This window comes from Shinella sp. HZN7 (assembly GCF_001652565.1).
Classification (GTDB): domain Bacteria; phylum Pseudomonadota; class Alphaproteobacteria; order Rhizobiales; family Rhizobiaceae; genus Shinella; species Shinella granuli.
Window position 1 is genome coordinate 24,635 of sequence record NZ_CP015747.1, and the last position, 25,804, is coordinate 50,438.

Below are 25,804 nucleotides of genomic sequence, written 5' to 3' on the forward strand. Positions count from 1 at the left end.
GAGGCCAGCATTGTCCCATGATCCGGTCATTACGGCCGTCATTCCCGTCAGGCTTTCCACCGATCAGCTGTATGACGAGCCGGAGCGTATCGCGCGGATCATTGCGACGCTGCCCCGTTCCTACGTTCCCCTCATCGTCGACTATGGCACGGTCGCAGAAAGGGCAGGGGAGCTGCAAGGTCTCGCCGCCTCGACCGGCACCCGACTGGTGCGGGTGGAAACGGGCGACCAGCCCTTCAGCGTGGGCCATGCCCGCGATATCGGCACGCTCCATGCCGAGACACCGCTGATCCTCTATCACGACATCGATTTCCTTCTGTCGCCGCTGAGCTACGAGCGCGTGCTGGAGGAGGCGCGGCTGCGCGGCATGCCGGACAATGCCTATGCCTTCTTTGCCCTGCCCGGTGTCTATCTGACGGAAGATTTCACGCGCCGCTACCTGGAGATGTTTGCCACGGGGGACGCGTCTTTCGCGGATGTCCTGCTGCACGACGGTGTGATGCGGCGGGACAAGGCGATCTACGAGAACCACACCTATGCGATCTCGGCCATTGTCGCGAGCCGCTACCATCTTCTGGCGATCGGCGGCCACGACAAGAGTTTCGTCGGCCATGGCGCGGAGGATTTCGAGCTTCTGCACCGCCTTGCGTCTTATGCCCCGCGCGGGCCGAAGACGCTGAACTACTACCGCAACACGATGAACAACACGATCCAGCGCTACGAGGGCTTTCGTGCCTATTTCGCGCTTTACGGGATCGACGTCTTCCAGCGCGGCCTGCAGATGGCCCATCTCTGGCATCCGCGACGGGAGGATGCGAGCTATCTGGCGCCGCGCCACGAGAACCAGGAGCGCGTTTCCGAGGTCATGGCGGATTACGACGCGGACAAGTCCTGGGTTCCGCCGCTGGAAGATATCCATTCTGCCGAGCGGACGCTGGTGCTGGTCAAGGAGGAGACGGCGCCGTCCGTCCGGGCGCTCCGTCATGCCTTTCCGGCCTTCGGGCGCTTTGAAATCCGGCGGGAAGGCGGCTTCGCCGACGCCGATGCCCTGTTGCGAACGATGGACGAGGGTGGCTTCACCCGGGTCTTTTTCCTTAACCCCTATGGGAATGCCCACCGCCTGTCGCTCTACCACGGGGTCAAGGCCGCGGGTCGGCGCTTCGTCGTCTGGGACCGCGGCGGCCTGACCGACAGCTGGTTCTTCGATCCCCACGGCTTCCTCGCCGAAAGCACCTCCTATTTGCCGGAGCGCTGGGACAAGCCGCTCGCGCCGAAGGATCGCGCTACCGTTCTCGACTGGCTGGAAAGGCAGCGGGAAGGGGAGACGCTGGAGGAAAATGGCGAACGGATCGGCGGGACCGCGTTGCGCGAGCGCTTGCAACTCGGCGACAGGAAAGTCGTCTTCGCCGCCCTGCAGCGCCCGAAGGATACGGCGACGCTTCATTTTTCCGGCCCCTGCGGTGATGCTGAGGGCTTCAACCGCTGGCTTTCCCATCTGGCGGCGACGCTCGATCCGCAGGCCTATGTCGTCCTGGCCAAGAAACACCCGCTGGAGGCCGAGGCCCCCGAGATCCCGAACGTTTTGCTCGTCGACGGCGACACCCACATCCAGGACCTTATCGAGATTTCCCATGCCGTGGCGGTCATAAATTCCGGTGTCGGCCTCATCGCACTCGGCTGCGGCAGGCCCGTCGTCTGTTGCGGCGATGCCTATTATGCCCACCCCGGTCTTGCCCGGACGGCCGCTTCACCCGAAGACCTCGTGACCGCCGTCCGGGAGGCTGCGGCACCCGACGAGGAAAAACGGCTGCGTTTCTTCCATTATCTCACGCGGGAGTTCTATTCCTTCGGCAAGGCGAAATATGTCAGCCGCTCGAAGAAGAGCGGCGGAAACAGCCGGCTCGCCTCCCGCATCCAGTTCTCCGTCCTCCGCGGACTGACGGCTCGTCCCGTCGAACTCGGTACGCCGCCGGGCCGGGTGACAACACTCGCCCCGCTCTACTATTCCTACGGTGGCGGGCCGGCGGTGAAACTGGCCGCAACGCCCTTCAGGAAAGTCGTCGAGAACGCCCGGGAAGCCCGCCAGCGCGGCGATTATGCCGAGGCGATCGACCTGTTCGCCGTCGCCCATGCCCGGGAGCCGGAAAACAAGACGGTCTATGGCTCCCTCCTGAGGGCAGGCGTCGAGCGTTATGGCGGTCTCCTGGAAGAGATGATGCGCATGCCGGTCGCACATATGTGGGAAAAGGCGGAAAAAGCCTTTGCCGGCGGGGCCTATGTCGAGGCCGGCCGGATCTTCGAGATGTTGCGCTATCGCGAACCGGAGAATCCGCGTCATCTCTGCTGTCTCGCGGAATGTTATGTTCAGGACAGCGCGAAGGCGCACGCCATCTGGTGTCTGGAACAGGCGCTGGCTCTGAACCCGGGCAACAGGGCCGTTGTCCGCCGCCTGAAGGAGCTCCGGCGCCCCTGGTGGCAGCGATTGTTCCGCAAGGAAAAGCCGCTCCTGGTTCTCCCCGCATAGGGATCGGCTATCACCCTGAAAATGCCTCCGACACGGAAGCGGCCTCATGCGTTACCGCCAGGATGATTTTGAAATATTCGTCGATCCGTCATCCAGGCGGAAACCGGCTGCAAAACTGTTCGTCGAGGCACCCGCGCGGATCAGCGCGCATATCGCGATGAATGGCTTCATCGGCGCCTACACATATGTCCGGGATGGTTCGCGTCTCGGCGGCGGCGTCCGTTCGATCGGCCGATACTGCTCGATCGCGCCCGGCGCCGTACTCGGCGATGGCCAGCACCAGCTCGACTGGCTGACGACCCATCCGTTCGCTCTTGATCCGGAGCAGGGAGAGAATGAAAAGGAGTTGCCAAGGAAAGCACCTCCTAAAGCAACGATCATCGGCAACGATGTCTGGATCGGCGCGAATGCAATTGTCATGCGTGGGGTCGTCGTGGGGGACGGGGCCGTCATCGGAGCCGGAGCCGTCGTCACGAAAGATGTTCCCTCTTACGCGATCGTCGTCGGGGTGCCGGGCAGGATCCTGAGATACCGCTTTCCGCGCAGGACCATACAGCGATTGCTCAAGCTGCGATGGTGGCGATACACGGCCGGCTCCCTGAAAGGCGTTCCATTCCACGATACCGATGCCGCTATCGTCGAAATCGAACGGCGAAAGAAGGAAGGTACCCTTTTGAGGATCAATCATCCCCTTTTGAGGATCGGCAAGGAGAATGAGGCGTGGTGGGTCAGGAAGGAGGAAAACATCAAGAAGGCGCGAGGCATCTATAAGGCAAGTGTCGCCAAGACGCAGCTCCTGCTTCCAGAAGCGCCAAAGCCGCCGAAACCCCAAGTTTATATTCTGTCTAAACTGCTAAAATATATAAGGAAAATCGCCCGTATATCGAAGGGAAGGCAGGCATAGCCCAACGCTCCCTTGCCTTCGATGATCCTGACCGTCACGAGGCCGGATCGGGTATTCGGGAAAACAGGACGATGGCCCCGCTGGAATGGGTCTGGTCGTAGTGGAAACCGCGATCGTGAAAGGCCTGGAACACGTCCCGCATTCCCGCCGGCCCGAGGACGCGCTGATGCAGTTCGATATAGACGCTGCGCACACCGGCAAGATCGGACGTCGCGAACAGCGCCTTTTCACCGCCCTCTATGTCGCAGACGATCACCGTGGGCCGGCACGACCGGATGGTCTTGTCGAAGCTGACGAGCGGTATGGGGAAGGAACGGATGGTCGCCGTCGTCTTGCGAAGGGAAGAGGCCCAGAAATCCTGGTGGATATGGAAATCGACCGTTCCAGAGTCTTCGGCGCCGAGGATTGCATTGTGCAATTCGAAACGCTGTCCACCCAGGCCGTTATCGGCCAGCGTTCTTTGAATCTTGGGAATGAGCAGCGGATTTGCCTCGAAGGAAACGACCCGCTCGACAGCCGGGTTCTTCAGCATCAGCGCTGTCATGAAGCCGATGCCCGCCCCGATTTCCAGGATGACATCCCCCTCCTCGACGATCTTGCCGATCTTGCGCGCCTCCGGCGTCTCATAACGTCCTTCCCGTATGACCTCCATCAGCTTGGGGGACATGAAATCCGGATCGATGCGCAGCCGGATGCCGAAATGTTCGATGGTATCGGTCAAGGGTTGTCCTCGTTTTCCAAGTCTCCAGCCACTTCGCCCTGTATCGGCCCCATCGCAGAAGATGATGTAAGGCCTGGGTGCATAGGGCGTGATCTTGCCGGATTGAATAGCACACGTCAGGTCATTGAGCGTTGCCGTAAGATTGTCCGAGGCAAGCGGGCGGCTGCCGAGATCGAATGCCACCGGAATAGCGAAGGAAGCCTCTCGAACGTCGTTTTTCTCGGCGACGGTGTCGCCAGGATTTTTGAAACGAATGCGCGATGGGGCGTCGAAAGGCGGGCGGAACTGGTAAGGGAAGGCGATGTGGTCAAACACTCGATGATTTGGGCCAAAAACACCAAGGCTCCGCCGCCGACCGATGAATAGTGACTGACGCGCACGCAGCCGGGGGTAAATAACTGAAGGCGCCGAATTCGACGCTGTTCAGCGTGCATCTGCCAAGCGGATTGAAGTGCCGCTATCGGATTGTCCACGGTGCCTCCATCCTGCTGTTTCGTCTTAAGACGGGATACAAGCACAAAGCAAGAGCGGCGCTTTTTAGCGCTGTTTCGATAATTTCTACATACCGACTTGAACGACGCCGACTTTTCGCGTAAGCAGAATGTGCTGTGCCGTGGAAATCAGCGCTTTAGAGGCAAGAACGCGGAAGGTTTGCTGGGCCTTCCGCGTTTTTCTTTTCCGGTCCTTCCTACAGCCTGTTGCGATACTGCAACAAATTTATCAAATTGCCGGAAATTAGGGGAAAAGGTTGAGGCGGCGAGAATAATCGCCGCAGGACGGGCGTAATTCCCCCGCGAGCCGAGTTGACTTTCCCATATAATCTTGGCATGCACGTCGAAGCATAGCTGCAGCTATGCGACCCAGCAGTGAACAATTTTGAAGAGGGAGCCTCTAAAATGGCTGACATTAACGGTACGGTAGGCAACGATACGCTGTTTGGTACGGCGGTAGCCGACACCATTTTTGGCGAAGCCGGCGATGACTACATCGTTGCACATGGTGGTAACGACACGGTTTACGGCGGCGCTGGCAACGACACGGTGTGGGCTGGTGAAAGCGATACTGGCAACGACAGCCTTTTCGGCGGTGCTGGCAATGACGTGCTCGGCGGCGGTGCTGGCAATGACACCATCGACGGCGGTGCCGGCAATGACGTCCTGTACGGTGGCGACGGCGTAGATGCCCTTACTGGCGGGGACGGCAACGACACCATCTGGGCTGGTGCTGGTAACGACGTGGTTGTCGATGGTGGCGCTGGCGACGACGTAGTCGGTGGCGGTGCTGGTGAGGATAGCATCCTTGGTGGTGCCGGCAACGACACCATGTATGGTGGCGACGATGATGACACCGTTGACGGTGGCATTGGTAACGACGTTCTGTTCGGCGGCGCTGGTGATGACGAGCTCTTCGGCGGCAATGGCGACGATCAGCTCTGGGGCGGTATCGGTGACGATGAACTGACCGGCGGCTCCGGGAAGGACGTCTTCGGCTTCATCAAGGGGTCGGGTCACGATGAAATTCTTGACTTTGCACTTGCTGATGACAAGATTGATCTCTCCGCATATGGTATCGCATTCGGTGACCTTAACATCACCTACAGCGATGAAGATGCAGGCACGGGCGATCTCGATGCCGTGATCACGATTGATGCGTCGACCTCCATCACCGTCTATAACGTTGGACAGGACAACCTGACTGCAGATCACTTCGTTTAATGAATGAAGTCTGACTAGAGAAAAAGGGGGGCTTCGCCCCCTTTTTTTATATGTATCTGTCAGTGGATGCTTTAAGAGGTTCAAACTGCCATTGCGGAGTGAAAGACGGACATGTCGCTGCCCGACATTTATGTTGCTGAGAAAAGAGCGGCTTGGAAGGCCATGATCGGGGTTGCAGGGCTATCGATGCTTTCGAGCTTTTGTCTCTTAGCAATGCCCCTCTATCTCTTCCAAGTTTATGATCGTGTTTTAGCATCACGCAGCCTTGAGACGCTGGTTGCCATTACCATAATAGCATGTGTCGTCCTGATCGCGTTTAGCTTTCTCGATACATTGCGTCAAATATTGCTTGCTCGGATTGGAGTGCGGTTCGAAGCGCGTGTCTCTGGCGCATTCTTTGCTGGCGAACTGACCCTGGCGCGCAACACCTCTGCTTCTAGTCTCCATCAGCTTTCTGAAATCCGCAAATTGATTGCGTCGAGCGTTTTTCCCAGTCTGTTCGACCTGCCAGTTATGCTGGTCTTCCTGCTTCTTGTCTTCCTGATCCATCCTCTTCTTGGAGGGATCGTTCTCATTGGCATAGTCCTCCTTCTTGGTCTTGCTATTTTTGGTGAATTTCTGACGAGGGATCGAGTCAAGACCACGGATGAGGCGGCTCTTATCGCGCGTAAGACGCTTGAAAGTCATCTGCGTCAGCATGAGACGATCCGAGCTCTAGGCCTCTACCCGCAAAGTGTCATTCATTGGGGGCGAGACCAAGCAAAACATCTTTCATCATTGCTCCAACTGCTCGCCCGTATGAGCGCGCTTTCCTCCACCTCCAAACTGGTACGCCAACTACTTCAGATCGCTATAATTGGGGGAGGTGCGCTATTGGTGCTGTCCGACCATGTGACGCCCGGCATCATTTTTGCCACGTCTATCATCGCGGGTCGAGCGCTCGCTCCGGTCGAGGCTATTGTTGGCGGCTGGCGTCAGTTGAAGCAAGCAAGTCTGGCATTGAAAAAGCTTGATGATCGTGTTGCTACCTTTAATTTACCCGACCGGCAAACTCCCCTGCCACGTCCGAACCATAGCCTAACGGCAGATCGTGTTGTCTATATGCCGGGACCTGGTAGGCCACCGATCCTAAAGGGTATAACCGGCACAATTTTTGCTGGGCAGAATGTGGCCATTATCGGGCCGAGCGGGGCGGGGAAATCCACCTTCGCTCGAGTGCTCATCGGCTTCCTCGAGCCAACTTCCGGTCAGGTCCTGCTCGATGGGCAGGACCTGCGGGCTTGGGACCCGGTCACTCGCGGCATCCATATGGGCTATCTGCCACAGCAGGTCGGTTTTTTCGAAGGCACCGTGCGCGAGAACATCGCCCGCATGCGTATCGACGATCCGCCGGAACTCGCTATCGAGGCCGCCCGTTTCGTCGGCATCCATGATATGATCATGCGTTTTCCGGAAGGATATGACACCGTGATCTCGGATAATGGTTTTCAGCCCTCCGGCGGACAGAAGCAGCTACTGGGCCTGGCGCGGGCCTATTACGGTGGACCGGCCTTCGTCGTGCTTGATGAGCCCAATGCCAGCCTCGATACCGAGGGGGAGCAAGTCCTCTTTGGTACGTTAAAGAGTGCGGCTGCTGCGGGCATCGCCTCCATCGTCGTCACCCAGCGTCTGTCCCTTCTCAATCATGTCGACAAGGTTCTGGTACTGAAAGGCGGACAGGTGGATGCCTATGGTACTCCGGCCGACGTCCTTCCCGGCAAGCTCGTACGGCCTGTACCCAACAAGGCCTCCTGATAGGAAACATCCATGTCGAATGACATCCGGGCATCTGAACCGCAGATTATGCGGCCGACTGCGCCACCGCTCTCAGGTCTCAGACTCGATGCCTTGCAGAGTTGGAGCTACTCGATTCCGACTAGCCGCCGTAAGCCGATGCTCTTTGCCGGTCTCGTGCTCTTTGTGGTTTTCGGTTTCGGCGGCGCCTGGGCTGCAACCGCCAAGCTCGGTGGTGCACTGATCGCCAGTGGCCGTGTTATCACTGAAGGCAACAACCGCATCGTGCAGCATCTCGAAGGCGGCATTCTGGAGGAGATCGAGGTGCGCGAGGGCGACACAGTCAAACGCGGTGAGATCGTCGCCAAGCTGGACGAAACGGCCAACCGCTCGCAACTCGACCGCATGCATATCGAACGGGCGCTCGCCGTCGTCGAGTTGGAGCGCTGGCGTGCGGAGCGCGATGAGACGGCCGAGTCCTTCAAGATCGCGCCAGAAAAGCTCGCACCGGTCGCCGACAATCCCAGGGTCGTGGAGACCTATGAAAGCCAAGTCGACGAATTTCGGAATACTCGCCGGGCGCTTCAACAGAAACTGCTGGTTCTGGATGGCAAGATCGCCAATGAAGAGGAAGACCTCATCTATCTGAAAGACCAGCTTGCCGCCCTCGACGCGCAGAAGGATCTGATTATCAAGGAGGAGACGGATCTTGCGGACCTGCTCGCCAAGGGCCTGACCCAGCGCGCCCGCGTGCTTGCCCTCCAGCGCGAGATGTCCCGCATCGACGCGCAGAAATCCAATACCCAGGCAGCAGTTCAGAAATCCCACCACAATGTCCGCTCCTTCAACGACGAGAAGCAGCGGCTCATTGCCGAACATGCCGCTATTACTAGCCAGAAGATCACGGAGCTGCAGCAAAGGCTCAATCAGACCGAGGATGTGATCAACCGACTCGACGATCGCCTGCGGCGCGCCGACATCACTGCTCCTGTCGACGGTGTCGTGCTCAGCATGCCGTTCAAGTCGATCGGCGCGGTCGTCAAGCCTGGTGAGAAGATCGCTGAGATATTGCCCAGGGATGCGCCGCTCCTCTTCGAGGTGCCGATCCTGCCACAGGACATCACCAAAATCTTTGTCGACCAGGATGTGGAAATCATCTTCCCGAGCGACCAAGTGACGGTTACTCCGCCGCTGAAGGGCAAGGTCGTCTATATCTCGGCCGACACCATGGCGATGCCGTCGGATCCGCGCGTGTCCTATTATGTCGCCCACGTCCGCATGGATGAGGAGCGCCACGGCCGTAACATCCTGCCCGGCAACGTTGCCGAGCTGTTCTTCAAGACTGAGGCGCGCACCCTCCTGCAGCACCTTGCCGATCCGGTGACCCGCTTCGCTCTTAGGACCTACAACGACTGAGGGAACAGGTCGGCCGGAGGTTCCCTTCGGCCGATGCTTGCTTTAAAGGCTTTCCCGGCGATAAACGCGAGAGAGGCCGCATGCGCATCCTGTTCGTTCACAACAATTTTCCCGGACAATATGCCCGCATCGTGCGCCACCTAAAGGGGCGGCGGGACGTCGACATGCTGTCCGGCTCGCTTGCCTCCAACAAGCAGGCGGCGCCCATCAAGCGCGTCGGCTATACGCCCCATCGCGAAGCACGTAAGGATATCCACCCAGCACTCAGCTATACGGAAACCTCCGTTATCCGCGGCCAAGCCGTCTACACGGCCTTCATGCCGATAAAGGCGAAAGGGTTCAACCCCGATATCATCCTCGCCCATTCAGGCTTCGGCGACGGTCTTTTTCTGAAGGATCTCTGGCCGCAGGCGAAGTACATGCCTTATTTCGAGTGGTATTATCATACCTATGGCTCAGACTCCTCCTTTCTCGATCACGGGGCGCCAAAGAAGCCGAACGTAGAATTGACTATCCGAATGAAGAACACGGCGATCCTGCACGATCTTGCCGCGATGGACTGGGGCCAGTGCCCGACCGAATTTCAGAAAAGCCAGTTTCCGGCCCATTTCCGCGAGCGCATCTCCGTCCTGCATGACGGAGTGGATACGGACTATTTCTCGCCGAACGAGGCCGCCACCTTTTCGATCGGCGATCTCGTCTTCCGCAAGGGCGACCCCATCATCACCTATATCGCGCGCGGCATGGAGCCCTATCGTGGCTTTCCGCAATTCATGGAGGCCGTCGCGATCCTGCAAAAAAGCCGACCGGAAGCCCAGGTCATAATCATTGGTGAGGATAAGGTCGCCTATGGTTCCAAACGCCCGGACGGCAAGACCTACAAGGAATGGGCTCTGGAAAACCTCACCCTGGACGAGGGCCGTATTCATTTCCTTGGCCGCCAGCCGCTTAGCATATTGCGCGATGTGCTGCGCATCTCCGCCGCCCATGTCTATCTCACCGTGCCCTTCGTACTCTCCTGGTCGATGATGGAGGCGATGAGCGCCGGTGCGCTGATTGTTGGCTCGGATACCGATCCCGTGCGCGAGATCATAACCGATGGCGAAAACGGCCTTCTCGTTCCCTTCTTCGAACCTGAGGCGCTTGCCGTACGGCTTGCGGATGTCCTGGCGGACCAGCCGCGCTACGCACCCTTGCGGGAACGGGCGCGAGCGCTGATGCTGGAACGCTACGACATGAAGCAACTCACCGGACAATATTTCAACCTGATCGAACGTGTGGCCAACGGCCAGATGGTTTCGGCCTGAACATCCGGCATGCGGCAATAATGGAAATGGAGTGGCTTGAATGGACAGAGTGAAAATCCTCAAGAGGTTCGACACGCCTCTTCGCTTTTCCGTCTCTGCCCTGAACAAGGATGCTCGGCTCTATATCAGCCTCGTCGACAGTCTTGCCGATGACGTTCTCTTTCATGTCGAATTCGACAAGGAAGCAGGAGAGATCTCCGTCAAGGAGCGCTATGCCGGTGTCTGGAGCAAGCCACAGAAGCACGAATTCGTCTTCAAGGGGCCGTCGATCAAGGGAGCGCTCTCCCTTGAAGGAGAGGCCTTCGTCCTGAACCTGAAAGATTTCAGGCTGGAGTTTCCCTGCAAAACCCTTCGCCAGCCCATCGTTTGGAGCATCTACAGCGACTTCCGCTATATAACGCTCGGCGATGACGAAACGGTCACGCAAGCACTCTCGCGGCGCTGGCGCTTCTTCCCGGAATTCCGCCTGCGCACCGGCGTCGGCCCGCGGCTGCGGGCGCTTGGAGAGAGCGAGAACCTGAAGCCCGGCCTGTCGGCCCTCTACCTGTGGGACGGCAATGAAGCGGCTTTCAGCCAAGTGATCGAGAAAATCAACGCGAAGGTCGACGAGCTTCTCGTCGTCGTGCACAACTCGACCCTGTTCCGGCACAGTTTCTTCGTCGGCCTGCAAAGCACCTATTTCAATCTGCGCACGACGATCGTCGAGACGACGGTCAAGAGCGATGGCAGCCTGCGCAAACTGAAGGGCGCCCTATTCATGAACAAGGTGCTATCGGATGTCCGGCATCGCAATGTCGTCCTTCTCGATTCAGGAACGGACGCCGATTGCCTCGCCTCCCTTGTGACGGTCAAGCGTCTGCGCAGCCGAACGGATGATTTCCTGCTGTTCGACGAGGCGCAGCCGGACCAGCTTCAGGCTTTTTCCATGGGCAAGCAGACCCATTTCGTGGAAACGGCCCGCAAGCTATGCCTGTCGCCGGAAGATCTTGCCGGCAGGCACTCCATCTTTGCGCCAGCCATTGCACCAGGGGCAAGCTTGGAATGGGATATCGGCGAGACCCGGGTGCCGGCCTTCCCCGTCACGCTGCATGACCGGCAGAGAGCGATCCGGATTCCGCGGCGTGGCAAGCTCGCCATCCTGGTCGTGAGCTGCAAGAGAAACCGGCACAAGCAACAGGCGATCCGCGATACTTGGGCGAGGGACGCGCGCCTTGCCAATATCGATCTCTGCTTCATCGAGGGCCACCCGGAACAGTCCGAGGCGCTTCTCGTCGAAGATCGGTTGATCCTGCCGGTTCCCGACACCTATGAGTATCTGTCGCACAAGATCTGGCATGGCGTTTCGGCCGCCCTGCGCCTCCTCGATGCAGATCACTATCTGAAGCTCGACGACGATTGCGTGCTCAATGTCCAGAAGCTGCTGGAGTTCTCCTATGAGGATTTCGACTATGTCGGCAGCGACGTCAATCTCGGTGGCCGGACGGCTTTCGACTGGCACAGCCCTGCCGTCTTCAACAAACAGCTGGCCGGATTGATCTTCGAGATCGATCCTGAGCAAACGTGGTTCGACGGTCAAGGCGGCTATTTCCTGAGCCGGAAGGCGGTCGGGATCATGGCCGCGACCCCCCTGCTGCAATACCAGCACATGCTGGAGGATTACGCCACCGGCCGGCTCATGGGAGCCAATGGACTGGATGCCTTGTCGATCAATTCGAAATTTCTCTCGATCAGGGAAATCTACATCAAGGACGACCGGGATTACGAAAACGCGATCATCAGCGATGTATCCAGCGTTGAAAGGACCTTTGAGATCTATGAAACCGTTTCGAAGCTTAATCAGCAAACTATCGAAGCCAAAGGCCGCTGGCGCTTCGAATTCCCGGAAGAAAATCCCAAGTAAGACCGACTCCTACCGCTACGTCTTCATTTTCACCTATGGCCGTTCCGGCTCGACGCTGCTGATGGGCTATCTCAACAGCCTACCGGGCTTCTGCATCCGGGGTGAGAACTACAATGCGCTCGCGCATCTGTGCAATTTCTATCGGGCCGCCAAGGAGACAAGGGGCCAGATCGCCAAGAAGTCTATGCTGCCGGTTCATCCCTGGTACGGCGCGGACCTGATTGCGCCCGACGAGGTGCGCGAGGCCGTCCGCAAGACCTTTGTCGAGACGATCCTGAAGCCGCCGGCCGATGCTAGGGTCGTCGGCTGCAAGGAGATCCGCATCAACTGGAACGAGGTCCCGGACCTCGACGCCTTCCTTGCCGAGGTGGTGGAAATTTTCGGCGATGTGAAGATCATCTTCAACCATCGCGATCTCCTCGCTACGTCGAGGAGCAGTTGGTGGAAGGACACCGCCCATTCCTATGCCACGATCCGCGGCATGGACCAGAGGCTGCGGGACAATCGCTTTGCCGGTGCGGACAATGCATTCCACGTCGAATACGACGAGCTGGTCAAGGGGCCCGAACATGCCCGTCAGTTGACGGAATTCCTCGGTGTTCCCTTCGATCCGAAAGCCTACGAAAAGGTCATGGCGACCCGCCATTCCTATTGAGGTTGCCATTCGGCGAAGGCGGTAGCTTGCCAAAGGGTCGCCATTCACGCGGCCGTATCACGTCATGATACATTTCTGTTGACACCACCAATGTACCGCCGCATGATACATTGGTGGTGAGGTAGACAGTGATCCGTTCCTATAAGAATGCTAAAACTAAATCTGTAGCCTCAGGGAAGATTCCAAAGGGCTTTCCGGCGGATATTCTCAGAGCAACGCTTCGCAAGTTGACTATGATCGAGAATGCTATTGTCTTGGATGACCTGCGTAGCCCTCCGGGCAACCGCTTGGAGGCGCTTAAGGGCGATCGCCAGGGTCAATATTCAATTCGGATCAACGATCAGTGGCGTATCTGCTTCATCTGGAACGAAGGCGGTGCTGAACAGGTCGAGATTGTCGACTACCACTGATCCGGTCGTGGCCTATGGAGATTTACGATGACCAGCATTATCCCCCCGATTCATCCCGGCGAAATTCTCCGTGAAGAATACCTGGTCCCGCTCGGCCTAAGCGCCGGTGCACTCGCCAAGAAGCTCGGTGTTCCGCGTACGCGCATCGAGCGCTTGGCAACCGAGCAGTCGTCGGTCACCACGGATACGGCTCTGCGCCTTGCCAAATTCTTCAGGACAACGCCGGAGTTCTGGATGAACATGCAGGCAAGCTACGATATCAAGCTCGCCCTTGCTGGTCTCGCGGGCGAGCTGAAGAATATTCCAGAATTCGACTCAAAATCCACCCGGCCTTTGGAGGCCGCCTAAAGAGCATTTCTAACCAAAGCGACTGCGGCTTTGCGGCGGATCATGCGGTAAAACTAAGAACTAGCTAAAATAAGTATTCCCAGAGCGCACTAGCGAGCAAGCCAGAGAGGAATGCGGCTCCCCATAGGCCGAATTTTTCCAAGTTGAATTTTGGCTTCCAGATACCTTTCTCTACAATCGGCGCCGGCGCCGGCGTCGGTGCTGGTACCGCTTTGGGGGAGGTGCCTTTGATCCTGCGTCGGAAAAGGGCGAGGGCCTTGGGGTCGTCGAGATCCGTGATTCCGTCTGGGGTCACAACGTAAAGAACCGGATCCGGCTCCCTCAAGGCCTTGGCGGCGCGTCGTTCTTCCAACATCGTCAAGGTGACTTGGATGTCGTTGAAGGGGATGTCTGCAAGGCCTTCCAGCGAAAAGCGCCACCAGCGGATCTTCATAAGACGGTCGATCGTCGTTTCATCAAACCGGTACCGAATGACCCGGGCCGGGACGCCGCCGACAATGGCATAGGGCGGCACATCGCGAGAAACGACCGAACCGGCAGCGATGATTGCTCCGTCCCCTATCGCGATACCCGGTAGGATGATGGCGTTGGCACCGATCCAGACATCGTTTCCGATCAGTGTGCGCTGCCCCTTACGCTCGACAGGCCTGTTGAATCGAGTGAGCGCCTCCGAGGGAATCCAGCTTCCTTCACCCCATTTGCGTATTCCGATGAAGCCGGCCATTGATTCCGAAACGAAGCCGGCCACCTGTTCCGATTTCATTCCGGCCAGCATTCCGATTTGAAGCCGGCCAGTCGATGGTCCCTTGGGTCGTTGGTTTGATGGCTCCTGATTGCCGCGCGGTCAAGCGTCTGCTGGTGTCTGACGCTGCTTTCGCAAGCTCTCACCGGACAGTTCGATACGGTAGGCATTATGGACGAGGCGGTCGAGGATGGCATCGGCGAGCGTCGGATTGCCGATCATGTCGTACCAGTGATCGACAGGCACTTGGCTGGTGACGATGGTGGATCGCTTCTCGTAGCGGTCCTCGATGATTTCCAGGAGGTCTCGACGCTGCTCGTCGTTGAGCTTCTCCGGACCCCAGTCGTCGAGGATGAGGAGGTCGGTTCGGGCGAGCGCCTTGAGAACTTTGGGATAACGGCCGTCGCCGCGCGCGAGCGCAAGGGTGGCGAACAGCCTGGGCAGGCGATGATAGGCGACGGAGAAGTCCTCGCGGCATGCCTTGTGTCCGAGCGCGCAGGCCAGCCAGCTCTTGCCGACGCCGGCGGGCCCGATCAGCAGGAGACTGTGATGTTGCCTGATCCAATCACAGCCGGCGAGCTTCAGGAACAGGTTGCGATCGAGGCCGCGGGCGGCGCGGAAGTCGATGTTCTCGATCTGGGCGTCATGGCGGAGCTTCGCGGCACGGGCCCTTGCCTCGAAACGCTTCTGACGGCGCGTGGTCGTTTCCCGTTCGAGCAAGATCGTGAGCCATTCACCGTGCTCGAGTTGTCTCGCCTCCGGTTGCGCCTCGAGTTCGTGATACGCGCTCGCCATGCCGGAGAGGCCGAGCTCGCGCAGCATGTCGATGGTGGGGTTGGTCAGCATTGTGAGTTGTCTCCTCAATGAAAGTAGCCGGGGCCACGCAGATTGGCGTGTTCCATGACGGCGGTAGGTTCGGTGGAATGCCTTGCGCCCTTGTGGGTGGCGATGAGCGAGGCAATGGTCTTGCAGGTCAGGCCGCCGATCTCGACGGCGCGCGACGAAACGGCCTCGGCGCGCTCATGGCCGATGTCGCGATAAAGGCGCAGGATGCCGAGGCATGTTCTGAAACCTTGTTCCGGATGCGGCCGGCTGGCGAGGATGGCGATGATCAGCCCTTCGGTCTGCGGACCGATGGACGCGCCCCAGCGCCGGAAGCGCTCCGGCGTCCATTCGGCGTAGCGGCGGTGAGAGCTCGGCATGTGAGCGGGGTCTGTTCCATAGCGCGGCCCGCCATAGCGGCGCTGATGCACAGCAACGCGTTTGCCGCGATGGAATATCTCGATCATCCGGGCGGTTGCCCGGATATCGACCTGCTGGCGGATGAGGGCATGCGGGACGGAATAGAAGAAGCTCTTGCACTCGACGTGGTAATCCGTCGAGACCCGCGCCAAGCGCCATTCGGCGAATTCGTAGTCTTCGATGGGCAGGCTTGCGAGTGCCGGGCGTTCGACCGTCTCGAAGAGGTGCCGGCGGCTGACGCCGAGCCGGCGCATGACATGATCGTTGATGCGCGCGAGCACCTCGGCGATCGCGGCATTGGCCTCGGCGAGCGAGAAGAAGGTCTGCTTGCGCAGGCGTCCGAGAATGCAGCTCTGGGCAAAGCGCACGGCGTTCTCGACCTTCGCCTTGTCCTTCGGGCGGCGTGGCCGGGCCGGTAGGACGCCGACGCCGTAGTGGGACGCCATCATGCCGTAGCTGCGGTTGATCTCGGGATCATGGAAGCTGGCGCGGTTGACGCCAGACTTCAGGTTGTCCGGCACGATCAGCCGGGGCACGCCACCGAAGAAGGCGAACATGCGCACGTGCGAGCCGATCCAATCCGGGAGCGTCTGGGTCCAGGTCGCCTCGGCGAACGTATAGCTCGACGCGCCGAGCACGCCGACGAACAGTTCCGCCTCGCGAACCTCGCCGGTCTTGCGATCGATGATCGGCACCCTCTTGCCGGAATAGTCCACGAAGGCCTTGTCGCCAGCGGCATGCTCCTGGCGCATCGTCGGCGACAGGCGCTGCTCGAAGCCGCGGAACAGTTCGCAGAAGCGGCTATAGCCGTATCCGTCGGGATGGACGCTGCGATATTCCTCCCAGAGGATCAGCAGCGTGACGCCCGGCTTCTTCAGCTCGATGGAGAGCTCAGCCCAATCAGGCTCCTGGCGTCGCCGTTGGCCCTGCTTGACCCCGGCGCGGGCGAAAAGCCGATGCTCCAGCGCATCGTCGGTCAGTTCTCCGGGCAATGGCCAGGTCAGCCCCGCCATGGCTGCTCGCTTCAGATTATCCTGCACGGTGCTGCGTGCAACGCCGAGCATCACCGCGATCTCGCGGCTACTTGTTCCACTTCCGGCAAGCCGGAGCATCTGTCGTAATTGTCTCATGGTCAGCCTTCTCTTCGCCGGCATCAAAATCTCCTCGTGTACCGGGAGGCTTGATGCCAAAGTTGCTGACCCAGAGGGGATCGTTAGTGCCGAAATCCGGCCGGTAATTGATTGGAATCGTGGCCGGCTTCAAATCGGAACGGTGGCCGGATATTGATCGGAATGCCGGCCGGCTTCACGTCGGAATCCGCACCCCATTGGAAGGAATGGGTCGAAAGCCATTCGGTCGGATGATTGCTGTCACCGATCACGACGCCCGGTGCGATGGAGCAGAACCGGCCGATATGGGCGACCTGGCCTGCTATCCGCACGCCGTCGCGCAGGAACGTATAGGCGCCGATCGAGCCGCGCATCGTGATGTTGCCGGCCAGCCAGACGGGGCTTTCGACGAGAAGGCGGGTTTTCGGCCAGAGTTTTACGCGGTGAAGGTGGATGTTCTTCCTTCCGAACGCCTCGAGCTCGAACGCCTGGTCTTCAGGCGCCTCACCCTCTCCGTCCGGAAGCTCGTCCGGCCTTGCCGTCTGTGGCATCAAACCCATTCTCCGAGGTTCATCAAGCCCAACCGCACGAGCTGGTCGGCATTCTCGTATTTCACGCTCACGCCGACAAGATAAAGCGGACTGCGGATATTGTCCCGGTAGCGCTTGTATTCCCGGCTGCCGCCATAATGCTGCCGGCGCGTCATTTCTTCCTCCACCTTCTGCTGCAGGGAGGAGACGAACTTGAAATGGAAAAGGGCGCCAGATACGGGAATGCCGGCCTTCGTTATGGTCCTATTGAGCTTCCAGGGCCACATGCTGTGCGCCGAGCTCTGGTAGCGATAATGCTTCTCCCACCAGACGACCGGCATCTTGTTGAGCGCGGGCGCCTCTTTCGGCGTGTCGCGGTTGAAGGCCCTCAGCCGCGGGCCGCCCTGGACGAAAGTGCCCGACATATAGTTCTGCTTCTGCACATAGCCGTCGCGGTCGAAATAGGGGCAGACCGCGAAGGGGTTGTCGCCGGGCGCCATGACCGTCTCGTCGACCGGCCGGTCGCTATAGGCGTCGATCATCAGGACGTTGAGGCAAGGACGACCGATCTCCTTCAGGTGCTGGCCGAGATCCTTGATGGTGCGAGTTTCGATATGCGGATAGACGAGGAACTCGTCCGGATCGACCGTCACGCACAGGCGCCCCGTCCCGTATTTCTCCAGAAGGTAGTTGCACCAATAGACGCCGAAGCCGGCCTTCTTGTAACCCGCCTGCGTATGCCAGACCGAGACATCAGCCTTGCCGGCGCTCCACTCGAGAAAGCCATCGGTCGATCCGTTGTCGACGAAGACGAAATGATCGACGCCAAGCGCCTTGTAATAGGCGTAGAAGAAATCGATCCGGTGCATCTCGTTGCGGATGCAGCTGAAGAGGATGCAAGTGTCGCCCGGGCGAAGACGGTTGGCGACGCAACGGAGCTGGCGGCCGAACCGGATATTCTGCCAGTGGCGCAGCACGAAATTATAGGCATGGCTGCTGATGATGCGGTTCTTGAACTTCTTTTTCTTAGCCATGCGTTGCCCCTGCCTGTTCCGAAAGCGCCGGAGCAAGCTGTCGCCAATCCTGTTTGCCAAAGCCTTTGGCGACCGCATCGAGCGCCGCAAGCAAGGGGTCTATCCGCGCGCCGTGCTGGAAGCGGAGCGAAGCCTGCCAATCCGGATCGATCGGCGTCTCTTTTCCGGCGAGGACGATGCTGCCTGCCTGGGCGGCAGCGCTGAACAGCCTTTTCTCGACGGCCGCCATATATTTCCGACCAAAATGCTCGGCCGCCGTGTCCCTTGCGCATTGCAGGCGGTCCGGGCGCTCTATTTCAGCATCGATCCCGGCGCGTAAGGACCCGGGAAGGGCGAGATACCAGAAGAGCGGCCCAAAGGCCGGCATAGCCCCGCCTGGCAGAAGCGGCAGGACGATGAAGGGGCCGTCGGTCTCCAAAGCGAGTTTTTCCAGCGCCGCATCGTCGCCGGGGCAGAGTTCAAAGACGGGCAGATGTGCGCAGCGGGAGAGCACGCGGGAAAGGAAAAGGGCCCGATCGTAATCGCGAAGCGTCACGTCCTCGGCCTGCAGTCCGAGAAGATCCATCTCTCCGGCCTGGAATTCGATCCGTCCCGCCCGGAACAGCCGGCCCAGCACGGTAAGCCCCTCCGCGGCGCTGAGGATTTCTCCCGCGAGCCGCGTCAGCTCTGGCGGGCCGTAGAGGATCACGCTCGGCCGGTTGAGCGCCTCAAGATTGACCGCCCAGTTCCGAATGCCGGAGCAGGGCTCGAAGAGCTGACCGTATTGCGGCCTGGTTCTGATTGCCGGCATGGCGCGCACCATTTTCGGAATGGCCGTGATCATGCTGTCGGCCGATTGGGGGGATGATCCGGCCCGCGCCTGTAGCGCGGTCCTGCAATGGTCTGCACTATGCGCCACTTTCCGTGCGAAGAAGTAGGGCTGCTGCTGAAGCCATTCGAGATGATCGTCGTAAAAGACGATCGGCTTGCCGTGCACATTGAAGGTGTAGAGGGTCGGGATATAGCCGCCCGGCGCTGGGCCGCCTCCGACAGCGTGCAGGACTGTCTGGAAGAAGGTCTCGTCCGGGATCCAGACCGACCGATAAAATCGGTAGGCGGCCGGATTGCCCGCAACCCATGTGAGGATCTTGTCGACCGTTTCGCGGCGCAGGCACCACCATTGTGAGCCGTAGCGCGGCTTGAGCCCCGCCGGAATGTGCCGCCTGATTCTCAGCTTGCGCTGAAGGTTGACGCTTGCCTCGAACAGGCGTCGCTGCCGGGTGAAGCTGAAGGGGTGGCGCAGCGTATAGCGCTCCTCCCGCAGGCCGCCCGTTATCCAGCCGTCGTCATGGCTTTCGATGAAATCGACCGTGTCGTTGTGATCGAGAAATTGACGCAGCTCGGCAAGCGGGCGGATCGGCCAGCAGGAGCAGCTGACCAGATAGGCATGGCTATAGGTCTTGCCGCATGCGGCGAGAAGACGAAGCGCACGGACCGTGCCGTCGACCAGACCGAACTGGCCCCAGCCGCAGCGAACCCTGTCCTCGACGAGGAGTACCCGGCCGTTTGCCACGTAACGCCGCTTGAGTTCGCCAAAATGGGCGGAGGAAGAATTCAGGTCGTAATGGACCGTGACGAAGCACGTGTCATCAGCCGCCAGCAGCATGTCGATCGATTTTCCGACGATGTCCGCCGGCTCATGCGCTATCAATACGAACGCTAAAATGGCCATAATCCGCCTGTCTCCTTGCGCCTGCTAGGTAGAGCTTCGCCAACCCGGCAGTCAACCGGTGCCCCGCCTGCCGGTTGGGTCCGATCCATCCTTCCAGTCAGGAAAGTCCGTTGCGAAACATTCCCTGCTCCTTGGCGTCGTCCGTGCTTCTCCCGCTTTTTCTTGCTCCCCATGCCATGGCGATTGAACTTGGCCTGCCGGCCGAATGCGAGCTCGGCAAGACATGCTTCATGCAGCAATATCCGGACATGGATGCCGGCAGCGGCGTTGCCGATCCCCTTTGCGGCAGCCAGTCCTATGATGGCCACAAGGGGACGGATCTCAGGATCCTTTCCCTGAAAGACATGGAGAAGGGCTATCCCGTGATCGCGGTCGGGGACGGCAAGGTCCTGCGTGTGCGCGATGGAGAGACCGACCATCTCGTCGAGAGCGAGGAGGACAGGGCAAGGATTGCCGGGAAGGAATGTGGCAACGGCTTGGTCATGCAGATAGAGGATGGCTACGAAGTGCAATATTGCCATCTGCGCAAGGGAAGCCTTGCGGTAAGGCCGGGAACGGATGTGCGCAAGGGTGAGCGGCTTGGAGAGATCGGCGCCTCTGGCCTTGCCCAGTTTCCCCATGTCCACATCACAGTGTCCCGAAATGACGAGCCCCTCGACCCCTTGACGGGACGGAAGCTTTCGGAGGGCTGCACGTCAGAATTCCGGCAGGACGCCTCGCTCTTTTCCTCCGACATCGTCGAAAAGCTCGATCTGGCAAAGCCGGAAATCCTCTCCTCCGGCCTTGCCGGAAAGCCGGTCGATCACCAGGCCCTCGTCCAGGACGGCCCGCCGCCGTCGCTGTCCTCGAGCGACGACCTGTTCGTCGCCTGGGCCTGGTTCGCCAATCTCCGGAAAGGCGATGCGGTCAGGATCGTCCTGAAGGATGCAAAGGGCAATGTCGTCATCGACAATACGGGCAAGCCACTCGACCGCGACAAGGCAACCTTCTCGGTCTTTGCCGGCCGCAAACGCCCACTTCCCGCTGGCGATTACCAGGTCGACATTTCTGTTCTGCAGGGCGGGCAGATCGTGAAAGCTTCCAGCTCTGCCGTTTCTGTCCACTGAGCGGCCGCCTTGAAAGAGAAAAATATTCACGCTCAAGTTTTCCAGACATCAGGCAAACACAACTGGCCATCGCAATTTTCTGCGGTTATTGGTGACCCACTTGGAGATGCCTGGAGAGAGATAGTGGAAGCAGCATTCGAAGAATTTCTCAAAGATCACTCCGCGGAAATCGTACGCGAGGCAGATGGCTCTCTTTGCCGGGACATGCATCCGCGGCGCTCCCCGGCTTGCGAGCGTATCCTTGCCGAAATCCTCGCCGACGAACGCCTGGTCAAGCCGGATGCCGACGGCCATCCGCATAGCCGGTTGAGCAAGTGGGTCATGAAGGCATCACGCGATCAGCGGGTTGCGGCCGACCTCGGGATAGAGATTCCGCCCTCCGACATCCATTTCGTCCCGGGGCAATACCGGATATTCTATGACTTCAAGAATACCGATATGGTTCTCGACGAGCTGCAGGCGGCCGGTATCGCGACCAAGGGAACATTGCTCGATTTCGGATGCAGTTCGGGGCGCAACCTTGCCGTCCTGCGGCGGGCGTTCGGCTCGGAGCTTGAGCTGTTCGGTGCGGATCCCGCGCAGGCTTCGATCGACTGGCTCAATGCGAATGTGAAAGGTGCAAGCGCCGTCGTCAGCAACCAGAATCCACCCCTTCCGTTCGACGACGGGCAATTCGACATCGTCATCGCCAAGAGCATCTGGACGCATTTCTCGCCCTCTGCCGGCCGCCGCTGGTTGGCGGAAATGCAGCGCATCCTGAAGAAGGGCGGTCACTTCTTGTTCTCCACCCATGGTCCGCATGATGTTGCGTCCCGCATCCTCCTCGACATTCCCAGCCCGCGCTATGATCGCTATACGGGCCATGAGAAATGGACCCGGGACGGTTTCCTTCTCGATCTGGTGAAGACCTATCAGGACAAGGGCTATTATTTCCAGGCCTTCAAGGAGGTCGGATATCAGCCGGACCTGCATCTGATCGAGAATGCCGATACTGCGCACTGGGGATTGATGTTCGTCTCTCCAGACTATTTGAAGACGATGCTTCCCGAGGGACTTTCCATCGTAAGCCGCTCCGTCGGCCGAACCGGAAACCGCCACGACCTCTATATCGTCCGACGCGACTGACGCATTTCACTATGCAAGGGCGCCGGCGGAGCGCTCAATCGGTGGCCAGGAATTCCAGCCGCTCGCGCTCTCCTTCAAAAAGCTGCCAGGATCCCCGTTGGACGAAGGCGAATTTCGTGAAGGTCGAGAAACGGATATCGTCGGGCGCATCGTGCCAGCAATAGAACAGGGCCGCCTGATCGGCATACCAGATCGGGCGTCCCAGGGCCTTGCCGTTTTGAACGACGGCATGCAGATAGGTCCCCAACCGCCGGGCAAATTCCCGACCACCGGCAGTGGCGCGAACGAGGAGCGAACCGGCGCTGACGGCCTCCCAGGGAAGGCGCGTTATGTCCCGGCCCCGGTCGAGAAGCTTCGTCGTCAGGACGATGTCCGCGTCCCGGTGTTCCTCGGCCATCATGGCCACGTCCCTTGCGACATGCCCATCGACATCGGCGACGAACACCGATTGATAGAGGTCGACATATCGGGAAAGATGCAGGAAACGTGCGCCGGCGAAATAGCCGCGCTGCTGGCGGAGACCGAGCATATGCATGTCTTCCCGGTCGATCGTCACGCCGAGCGAGACTGGTAATTTCCAACCGGCGATCGACTCGCGAGGATCGAAGCCCACGCAGTGGAAGTGGAGCCCGTTGGAAGCATTGGTCCGTGCATATCTGCGTGCCGCCAAGAAGGCGAATTTCTCAAAATATGTCCTGTCCAGTGAAACAAGGGTCACATGCTTCGCGCGGCACGGAACGATTTCAAGCGCATCGCCGTCCGGACCGGCGGCCACATCCGTGGGCATCAGGACGCTCGCTATGCCGGCAAAAGGTTCGATGAAGATGGATCCGTCGAGCGTGGAGAACATCCTCCGCGCATCGTCAGTCGCGCCCGTGACATGCAGCGCCATCGCCGCATAGGCTTCATGGCGCATTCGGGCATCCGGCCAGGCATCGGCAAGGCGCTTGCGGATGGCGTCGGCATTTCGCTTGAAGTCCAGCGCGCCCTTCCCGCTCATCAAGCGGTCCTTCTGCATCCGATAGAAAGCCAGGAAGCACAGATCGGCGACATGCTCGGGAAGCCCCCCAAGATCTACCGTTCTCGACAGCCAGTCGATCTTCTCCCATGCCTTCTGCGAGAACAGAAACCAGAACAGCTCCGTCAGGCTTTGCGGTGTCATCGCAGCGGATGCGGCAGCCGGCACGTTCTCAAGAAGGTATTGCCTCAGCATCGGCATATGGATGCCGCGGCGCGTGGCAGCACCGAAGGTCAATATCTGATCGGCGAAGGCTCGATGTGCATCGAGGCTGGAATCCGTCGAAACCGGATCCTCCGTATTGGAATAGCATCCGATCAGCGTGGACACGTCCTGATCGAGAGCAGTCATTGAACCTCCATCATTACAAGCTTTTGCCCGCAGCACTTTCCCTGACAAGCTGCGTCACCGTTTCGGCCGTCGCCTTTCTCCAGTCGCGCAGACGGACACCATGCGCCTCTTCCAGCTTTTCGCAATCGAGCCGGGAATTTGCCGGCCGGCGGGCCGGGGTCGGATAGGCGCTGGAGGGAATGCGGCCGATGGTGGCGGTCGGGCCGTTATGATGGGCGGAGACGGTGAGGATTTCCGTCGCGAAATCCGCCCAGCTGGCCTCGCCGGATCCCGTCATGTGAAAGAGACCGCGAAGAGGGGCCGCCTCGCTTGCAAGGACATTGCCGGCGACCGTGAGGATGGCGTCGGCGATATCGAGCGCGGAGGTCGGATTGCCTGTTTGGTCGTCGACTACGTTGATGTGGTCACGGCTTTCGGCGAGATGCAGCATGGTTTTCAGGAAATTCCTGCCGAAGGGGCTATAGACCCAGGCAGTGCGCAGAATAACATGGTTATCCGTGGCGTCTGCCACAGCGCGCTCGCCGGCAAGCTTGGTGCGACCATAAGCGCTTGCTGGACCGACGGGGTCGGTTTCCAGATAGGGCGCCAACTTGTTGCCATCGAAAACGTAATCGGTGGATAGATGGATGACGGGCACATCGAGCCGCGCGGCCGCAGCCGCGATCTCTCCCGGCGCGACCGCATTGACCCTATAGGCGGTTTCCTCGTCGCTTTCCGCACGGTCCACGGCCGTATAGGCCGCCGCCGAGACGATCACGTCGGGCTGCGCCTGTCGCAACGCCGGTTCGATCCGCTCCGGCTGGCAAAGGTCGAGGTCCGGGCGCCCCAGCGCCACGATCTCAAATGCCCCTTGCCCTCGCTCCAGGAGCGAGCGGACGACCTGCCCTTCTCGGCCAGTGACGACTAGGCGCCTCATGTCGGTTTCCTCACCGCCTCTTCAAGGATTGGCCGGAAGCCCGAGGCGCGCTCCGCAATAGCGCTCCCGCAGGGGCCTCCACCACCATTCATTGTCGAGATACCAACGCACCGTCTTCTCGATGCCGGTATCGAACGTTTCCTGCGCCCGCCAACCGAGTTCCGTCTCCAGCCGGGTGGCATCGATGGCATATCGGACATCATGCCCCGGCCGATCTGTCACGTGGGTGATGAGGCCCCGGTGCGAGGCCGCTTTCGGCCGCAATCCATCCATCAGGTCGCAGATCCGCGTCACGACATCGATGTTGCGCCACTCGTTGCGGCCGCCGACATTGTAGGTCTCGCCGACGCGCCCGCGCTCGGCGATGAGGTCCAGCGCCCGGGCATGGTCCTCGACATAGAGCCAGTCGCGCACATTCGTGCCGTTGCCGTAGACGGGAAGCGCCTTGCCTTCCAGCGCGTTGAGCACGATCAACGGGATCAGCTTTTCGGGGAAGTGATAGGGGCCGTAATTGTTGGAGCAGTTGGAAACCACCACCGGCAGGCCGTAGGTGCGCTCCCAGGCCTTGGCGAGGTGGTCGGAGGCCGCCTTGGAGGCCGAATAGGGCGAGCTCGGGTCGTAGGCCGTTTCCTCGGTGAAGAGCCCCTGTTCGCCGAGCGAGCCGTAGACCTCGTCGGTCGAGACATGCAGGAAGCGGAAGGCATCCTTTCGCTCTGGCGCAAGGCCGCTCCAATAGGCCCTGGCGCATTCCAGCAGGATAAAGGTGCCGACGATGTTCGTATGGATGAAGTCCTGCGCGCCGTTGATCGAACGATCGACATGGCTTTCGGCCGCCAGATGCATGATCCGGTCCGGCCGGAAATCGAAAAGCGCTCGCGATACGGCTTCCCGATCGCAGATATCCGCCTTCAGGAAGTGATAGCCGGGCTTGTCGCTCACCGCCGTCAGCGAGGTCTCCGTGCCGGCATAGGTAAGCTTGTCGATATTCAGGACCTCATAGCCCTTGTCCAGCACCAGATACCGGACCACGGCCGATCCGATGAAGCCGGCTCCGCCGGTAACGACTACACGCATAAAGGCTTTCCTGTTGTTTCGGCCCGTTATTTTTTCCGGGCTGCGACGGCGCGACCTTAGCCGATGCGCCGCCTTGCGGGCAAGGACGGGTATCGTCCTTCGGGGGAAGTCTTCGCGCGGGTGTTGCAACACCTTCGCCTTCCATGCAAGTTCGATCAAACCTTCGCATATTG

At 59.8% G+C, this 25,804-nt stretch carries 21 protein-coding genes and 1 pseudogene; 12 read left to right on the top strand and 10 right to left on the bottom strand.

Annotation, left to right across the window (positions count from 1 at the left end; translation table 11 throughout):
• The first annotated feature begins 10 nt into the window (after nt 1-10).
• Nucleotides 11-2,524 carry a hypothetical protein gene (locus shn_RS34145; RefSeq protein ID WP_064334863.1) on the top strand — a complete coding sequence of 838 codons (2,514 nt, stop codon included), beginning with the start codon at nt 11-13 and terminating at the stop codon, nt 2,522-2,524.
• 46 nt (nt 2,525-2,570) lie between these two features.
• Nucleotides 2,571-3,428 (top strand): CatB-related O-acetyltransferase, encoded by an 858-nt coding sequence (locus tag shn_RS34150; RefSeq protein ID WP_064334864.1) that lies wholly within the window; start codon nt 2,571-2,573, stop codon nt 3,426-3,428.
• Nucleotides 3,429-3,462: 34 nt separating this feature from the next.
• Here the strand turns inward: shn_RS34150 and shn_RS34155 are convergent, their stop codons facing one another.
• On the bottom strand, nt 3,463-4,464 hold the full coding sequence (locus shn_RS34155; protein ID WP_145926164.1) for an FkbM family methyltransferase: 1,002 nt from the start codon (nt 4,462-4,464) through the stop codon (nt 3,463-3,465).
• Nucleotides 4,465-5,045: 581 nt separating this feature from the next.
• Between shn_RS34155 and shn_RS34160 the strand changes: the two genes are divergently transcribed.
• From shn_RS34160 to shn_RS34195, 8 genes are all read left to right on the top strand, one after another.
• Entirely contained in the window at nt 5,046-5,864 is an 819-nt protein-coding gene (locus shn_RS34160; RefSeq protein ID WP_084438756.1) for a calcium-binding protein, read from the top strand.
• A 111-nt stretch (nt 5,865-5,975) separates the two neighbouring features.
• Nucleotides 5,976-7,658, top strand: a complete 1,683-nt coding sequence (locus shn_RS34165) for a type I secretion system permease/ATPase (protein ID WP_064334866.1) — start codon at nt 5,976-5,978, stop codon at nt 7,656-7,658.
• Between the two features lie 12 nt (nt 7,659-7,670).
• A complete protein-coding gene (locus tag shn_RS34170) occupies nt 7,671-9,053 on the top strand; it encodes an HlyD family type I secretion periplasmic adaptor subunit (protein ID WP_084438757.1) in 1,383 nt (460 codons plus the stop codon).
• 80 nt (nt 9,054-9,133) lie between these two features.
• Entirely contained in the window at nt 9,134-10,360 is a 1,227-nt protein-coding gene (locus tag shn_RS34175; protein WP_064334868.1) for a glycosyltransferase, read from the top strand.
• A 40-nt stretch (nt 10,361-10,400) separates the two neighbouring features.
• Nucleotides 10,401-12,260, top strand: a complete 1,860-nt coding sequence (locus shn_RS34180; RefSeq protein ID WP_064334869.1) for a hypothetical protein — start codon at nt 10,401-10,403, stop codon at nt 12,258-12,260.
• A gap of 61 nt (nt 12,261-12,321) precedes the next feature.
• Nucleotides 12,322-12,915: a sulfotransferase gene (locus shn_RS34185; RefSeq protein WP_064334870.1), complete on the top strand. Its 594-nt coding sequence runs from the start codon at nt 12,322-12,324 to the stop codon at nt 12,913-12,915.
• A gap of 128 nt (nt 12,916-13,043) precedes the next feature.
• Nucleotides 13,044-13,325, top strand: coding sequence for a type II toxin-antitoxin system RelE/ParE family toxin (locus shn_RS34190; protein ID WP_064334871.1), 282 nt, complete (start codon nt 13,044-13,046; stop codon nt 13,323-13,325).
• 27 nt (nt 13,326-13,352) lie between these two features.
• Nucleotides 13,353-13,673 (top strand): HigA family addiction module antitoxin, encoded by a 321-nt coding sequence (locus shn_RS34195; RefSeq protein WP_064334872.1) that lies wholly within the window; start codon nt 13,353-13,355, stop codon nt 13,671-13,673.
• 415 nt (nt 13,674-14,088) lie between these two features.
• On the opposite strand, the pseudogene shn_RS37750 reads toward shn_RS34195, so the two are convergent.
• The 6 genes and pseudogenes from shn_RS37750 to shn_RS34225 form a co-directional block, all read right to left on the bottom strand.
• Nucleotides 14,089-14,295, bottom strand: a pseudogene (locus shn_RS37750) (CatB-related O-acetyltransferase); the annotation flags it as partial.
• A gap of 222 nt (nt 14,296-14,517) precedes the next feature.
• Entirely contained in the window at nt 14,518-15,261 is a 744-nt protein-coding gene (istB, locus tag shn_RS34205) for an IS21-like element helper ATPase IstB (RefSeq protein WP_064334874.1), read from the bottom strand.
• Nucleotides 15,262-15,275: 14 nt separating this feature from the next.
• A complete protein-coding gene (gene istA / locus shn_RS34210; protein WP_137901995.1) occupies nt 15,276-16,787 on the bottom strand; it encodes an IS21 family transposase in 1,512 nt (503 codons plus the stop codon).
• 83 nt (nt 16,788-16,870) lie between these two features.
• Entirely contained in the window at nt 16,871-17,317 is a 447-nt protein-coding gene (locus shn_RS37355; RefSeq protein ID WP_064334876.1) for a hypothetical protein, read from the bottom strand.
• On the bottom strand, nt 17,317-18,330 hold the full coding sequence (locus shn_RS34220) for a glycosyltransferase family 2 protein (RefSeq protein WP_168169025.1): 1,014 nt from the start codon (nt 18,328-18,330) through the stop codon (nt 17,317-17,319). The genes shn_RS37355 and shn_RS34220 overlap by 1 nt, the downstream gene beginning before the upstream one ends.
• The gene (locus shn_RS34225; protein ID WP_084438759.1) at nt 18,323-20,041 is read right to left on the bottom strand and encodes a beta-1,6-N-acetylglucosaminyltransferase; all 1,719 of its coding nucleotides are present in this window, start codon (nt 20,039-20,041) and stop codon (nt 18,323-18,325) included. The genes shn_RS34220 and shn_RS34225 overlap by 8 nt, the downstream gene beginning before the upstream one ends.
• A gap of 176 nt (nt 20,042-20,217) precedes the next feature.
• Here shn_RS34225 and shn_RS34230 point away from each other — a divergent pair, with 176 nt between their 5' ends.
• Both shn_RS34230 and shn_RS34235 read left to right on the top strand, forming a co-directional pair.
• The gene (locus shn_RS34230; protein WP_064334916.1) at nt 20,218-21,147 is read left to right on the top strand and encodes a M23 family metallopeptidase; all 930 of its coding nucleotides are present in this window, start codon (nt 20,218-20,220) and stop codon (nt 21,145-21,147) included.
• A 123-nt stretch (nt 21,148-21,270) separates the two neighbouring features.
• Complete coding sequence (locus shn_RS34235; protein WP_145926165.1) at nt 21,271-22,272, top strand: class I SAM-dependent methyltransferase; 1,002 nt, start codon at nt 21,271-21,273, stop codon at nt 22,270-22,272.
• A gap of 34 nt (nt 22,273-22,306) precedes the next feature.
• Here the strand turns inward: shn_RS34235 and shn_RS34240 are convergent, their stop codons facing one another.
• Genes shn_RS34240 through rfbB form a run of 3 tightly spaced genes read right to left on the bottom strand, consistent with a single transcriptional unit; the run spans nt 22,307 to nt 25,631 of the window.
• Nucleotides 22,307-23,641 carry a hypothetical protein gene (locus shn_RS34240; RefSeq protein ID WP_064334879.1) on the bottom strand — a complete coding sequence of 445 codons (1,335 nt, stop codon included), beginning with the start codon at nt 23,639-23,641 and terminating at the stop codon, nt 22,307-22,309.
• Nucleotides 23,642-23,654: 13 nt separating this feature from the next.
• On the bottom strand, nt 23,655-24,557 hold the full coding sequence (gene rfbD, locus shn_RS34245; protein WP_064334880.1) for a dTDP-4-dehydrorhamnose reductase: 903 nt from the start codon (nt 24,555-24,557) through the stop codon (nt 23,655-23,657).
• Between the two features lie 21 nt (nt 24,558-24,578).
• Complete coding sequence (gene rfbB, locus shn_RS34250; protein WP_064334881.1) at nt 24,579-25,631, bottom strand: dTDP-glucose 4,6-dehydratase; 1,053 nt, start codon at nt 25,629-25,631, stop codon at nt 24,579-24,581.
• Nucleotides 25,632-25,804 lie beyond the last annotated feature (173 nt).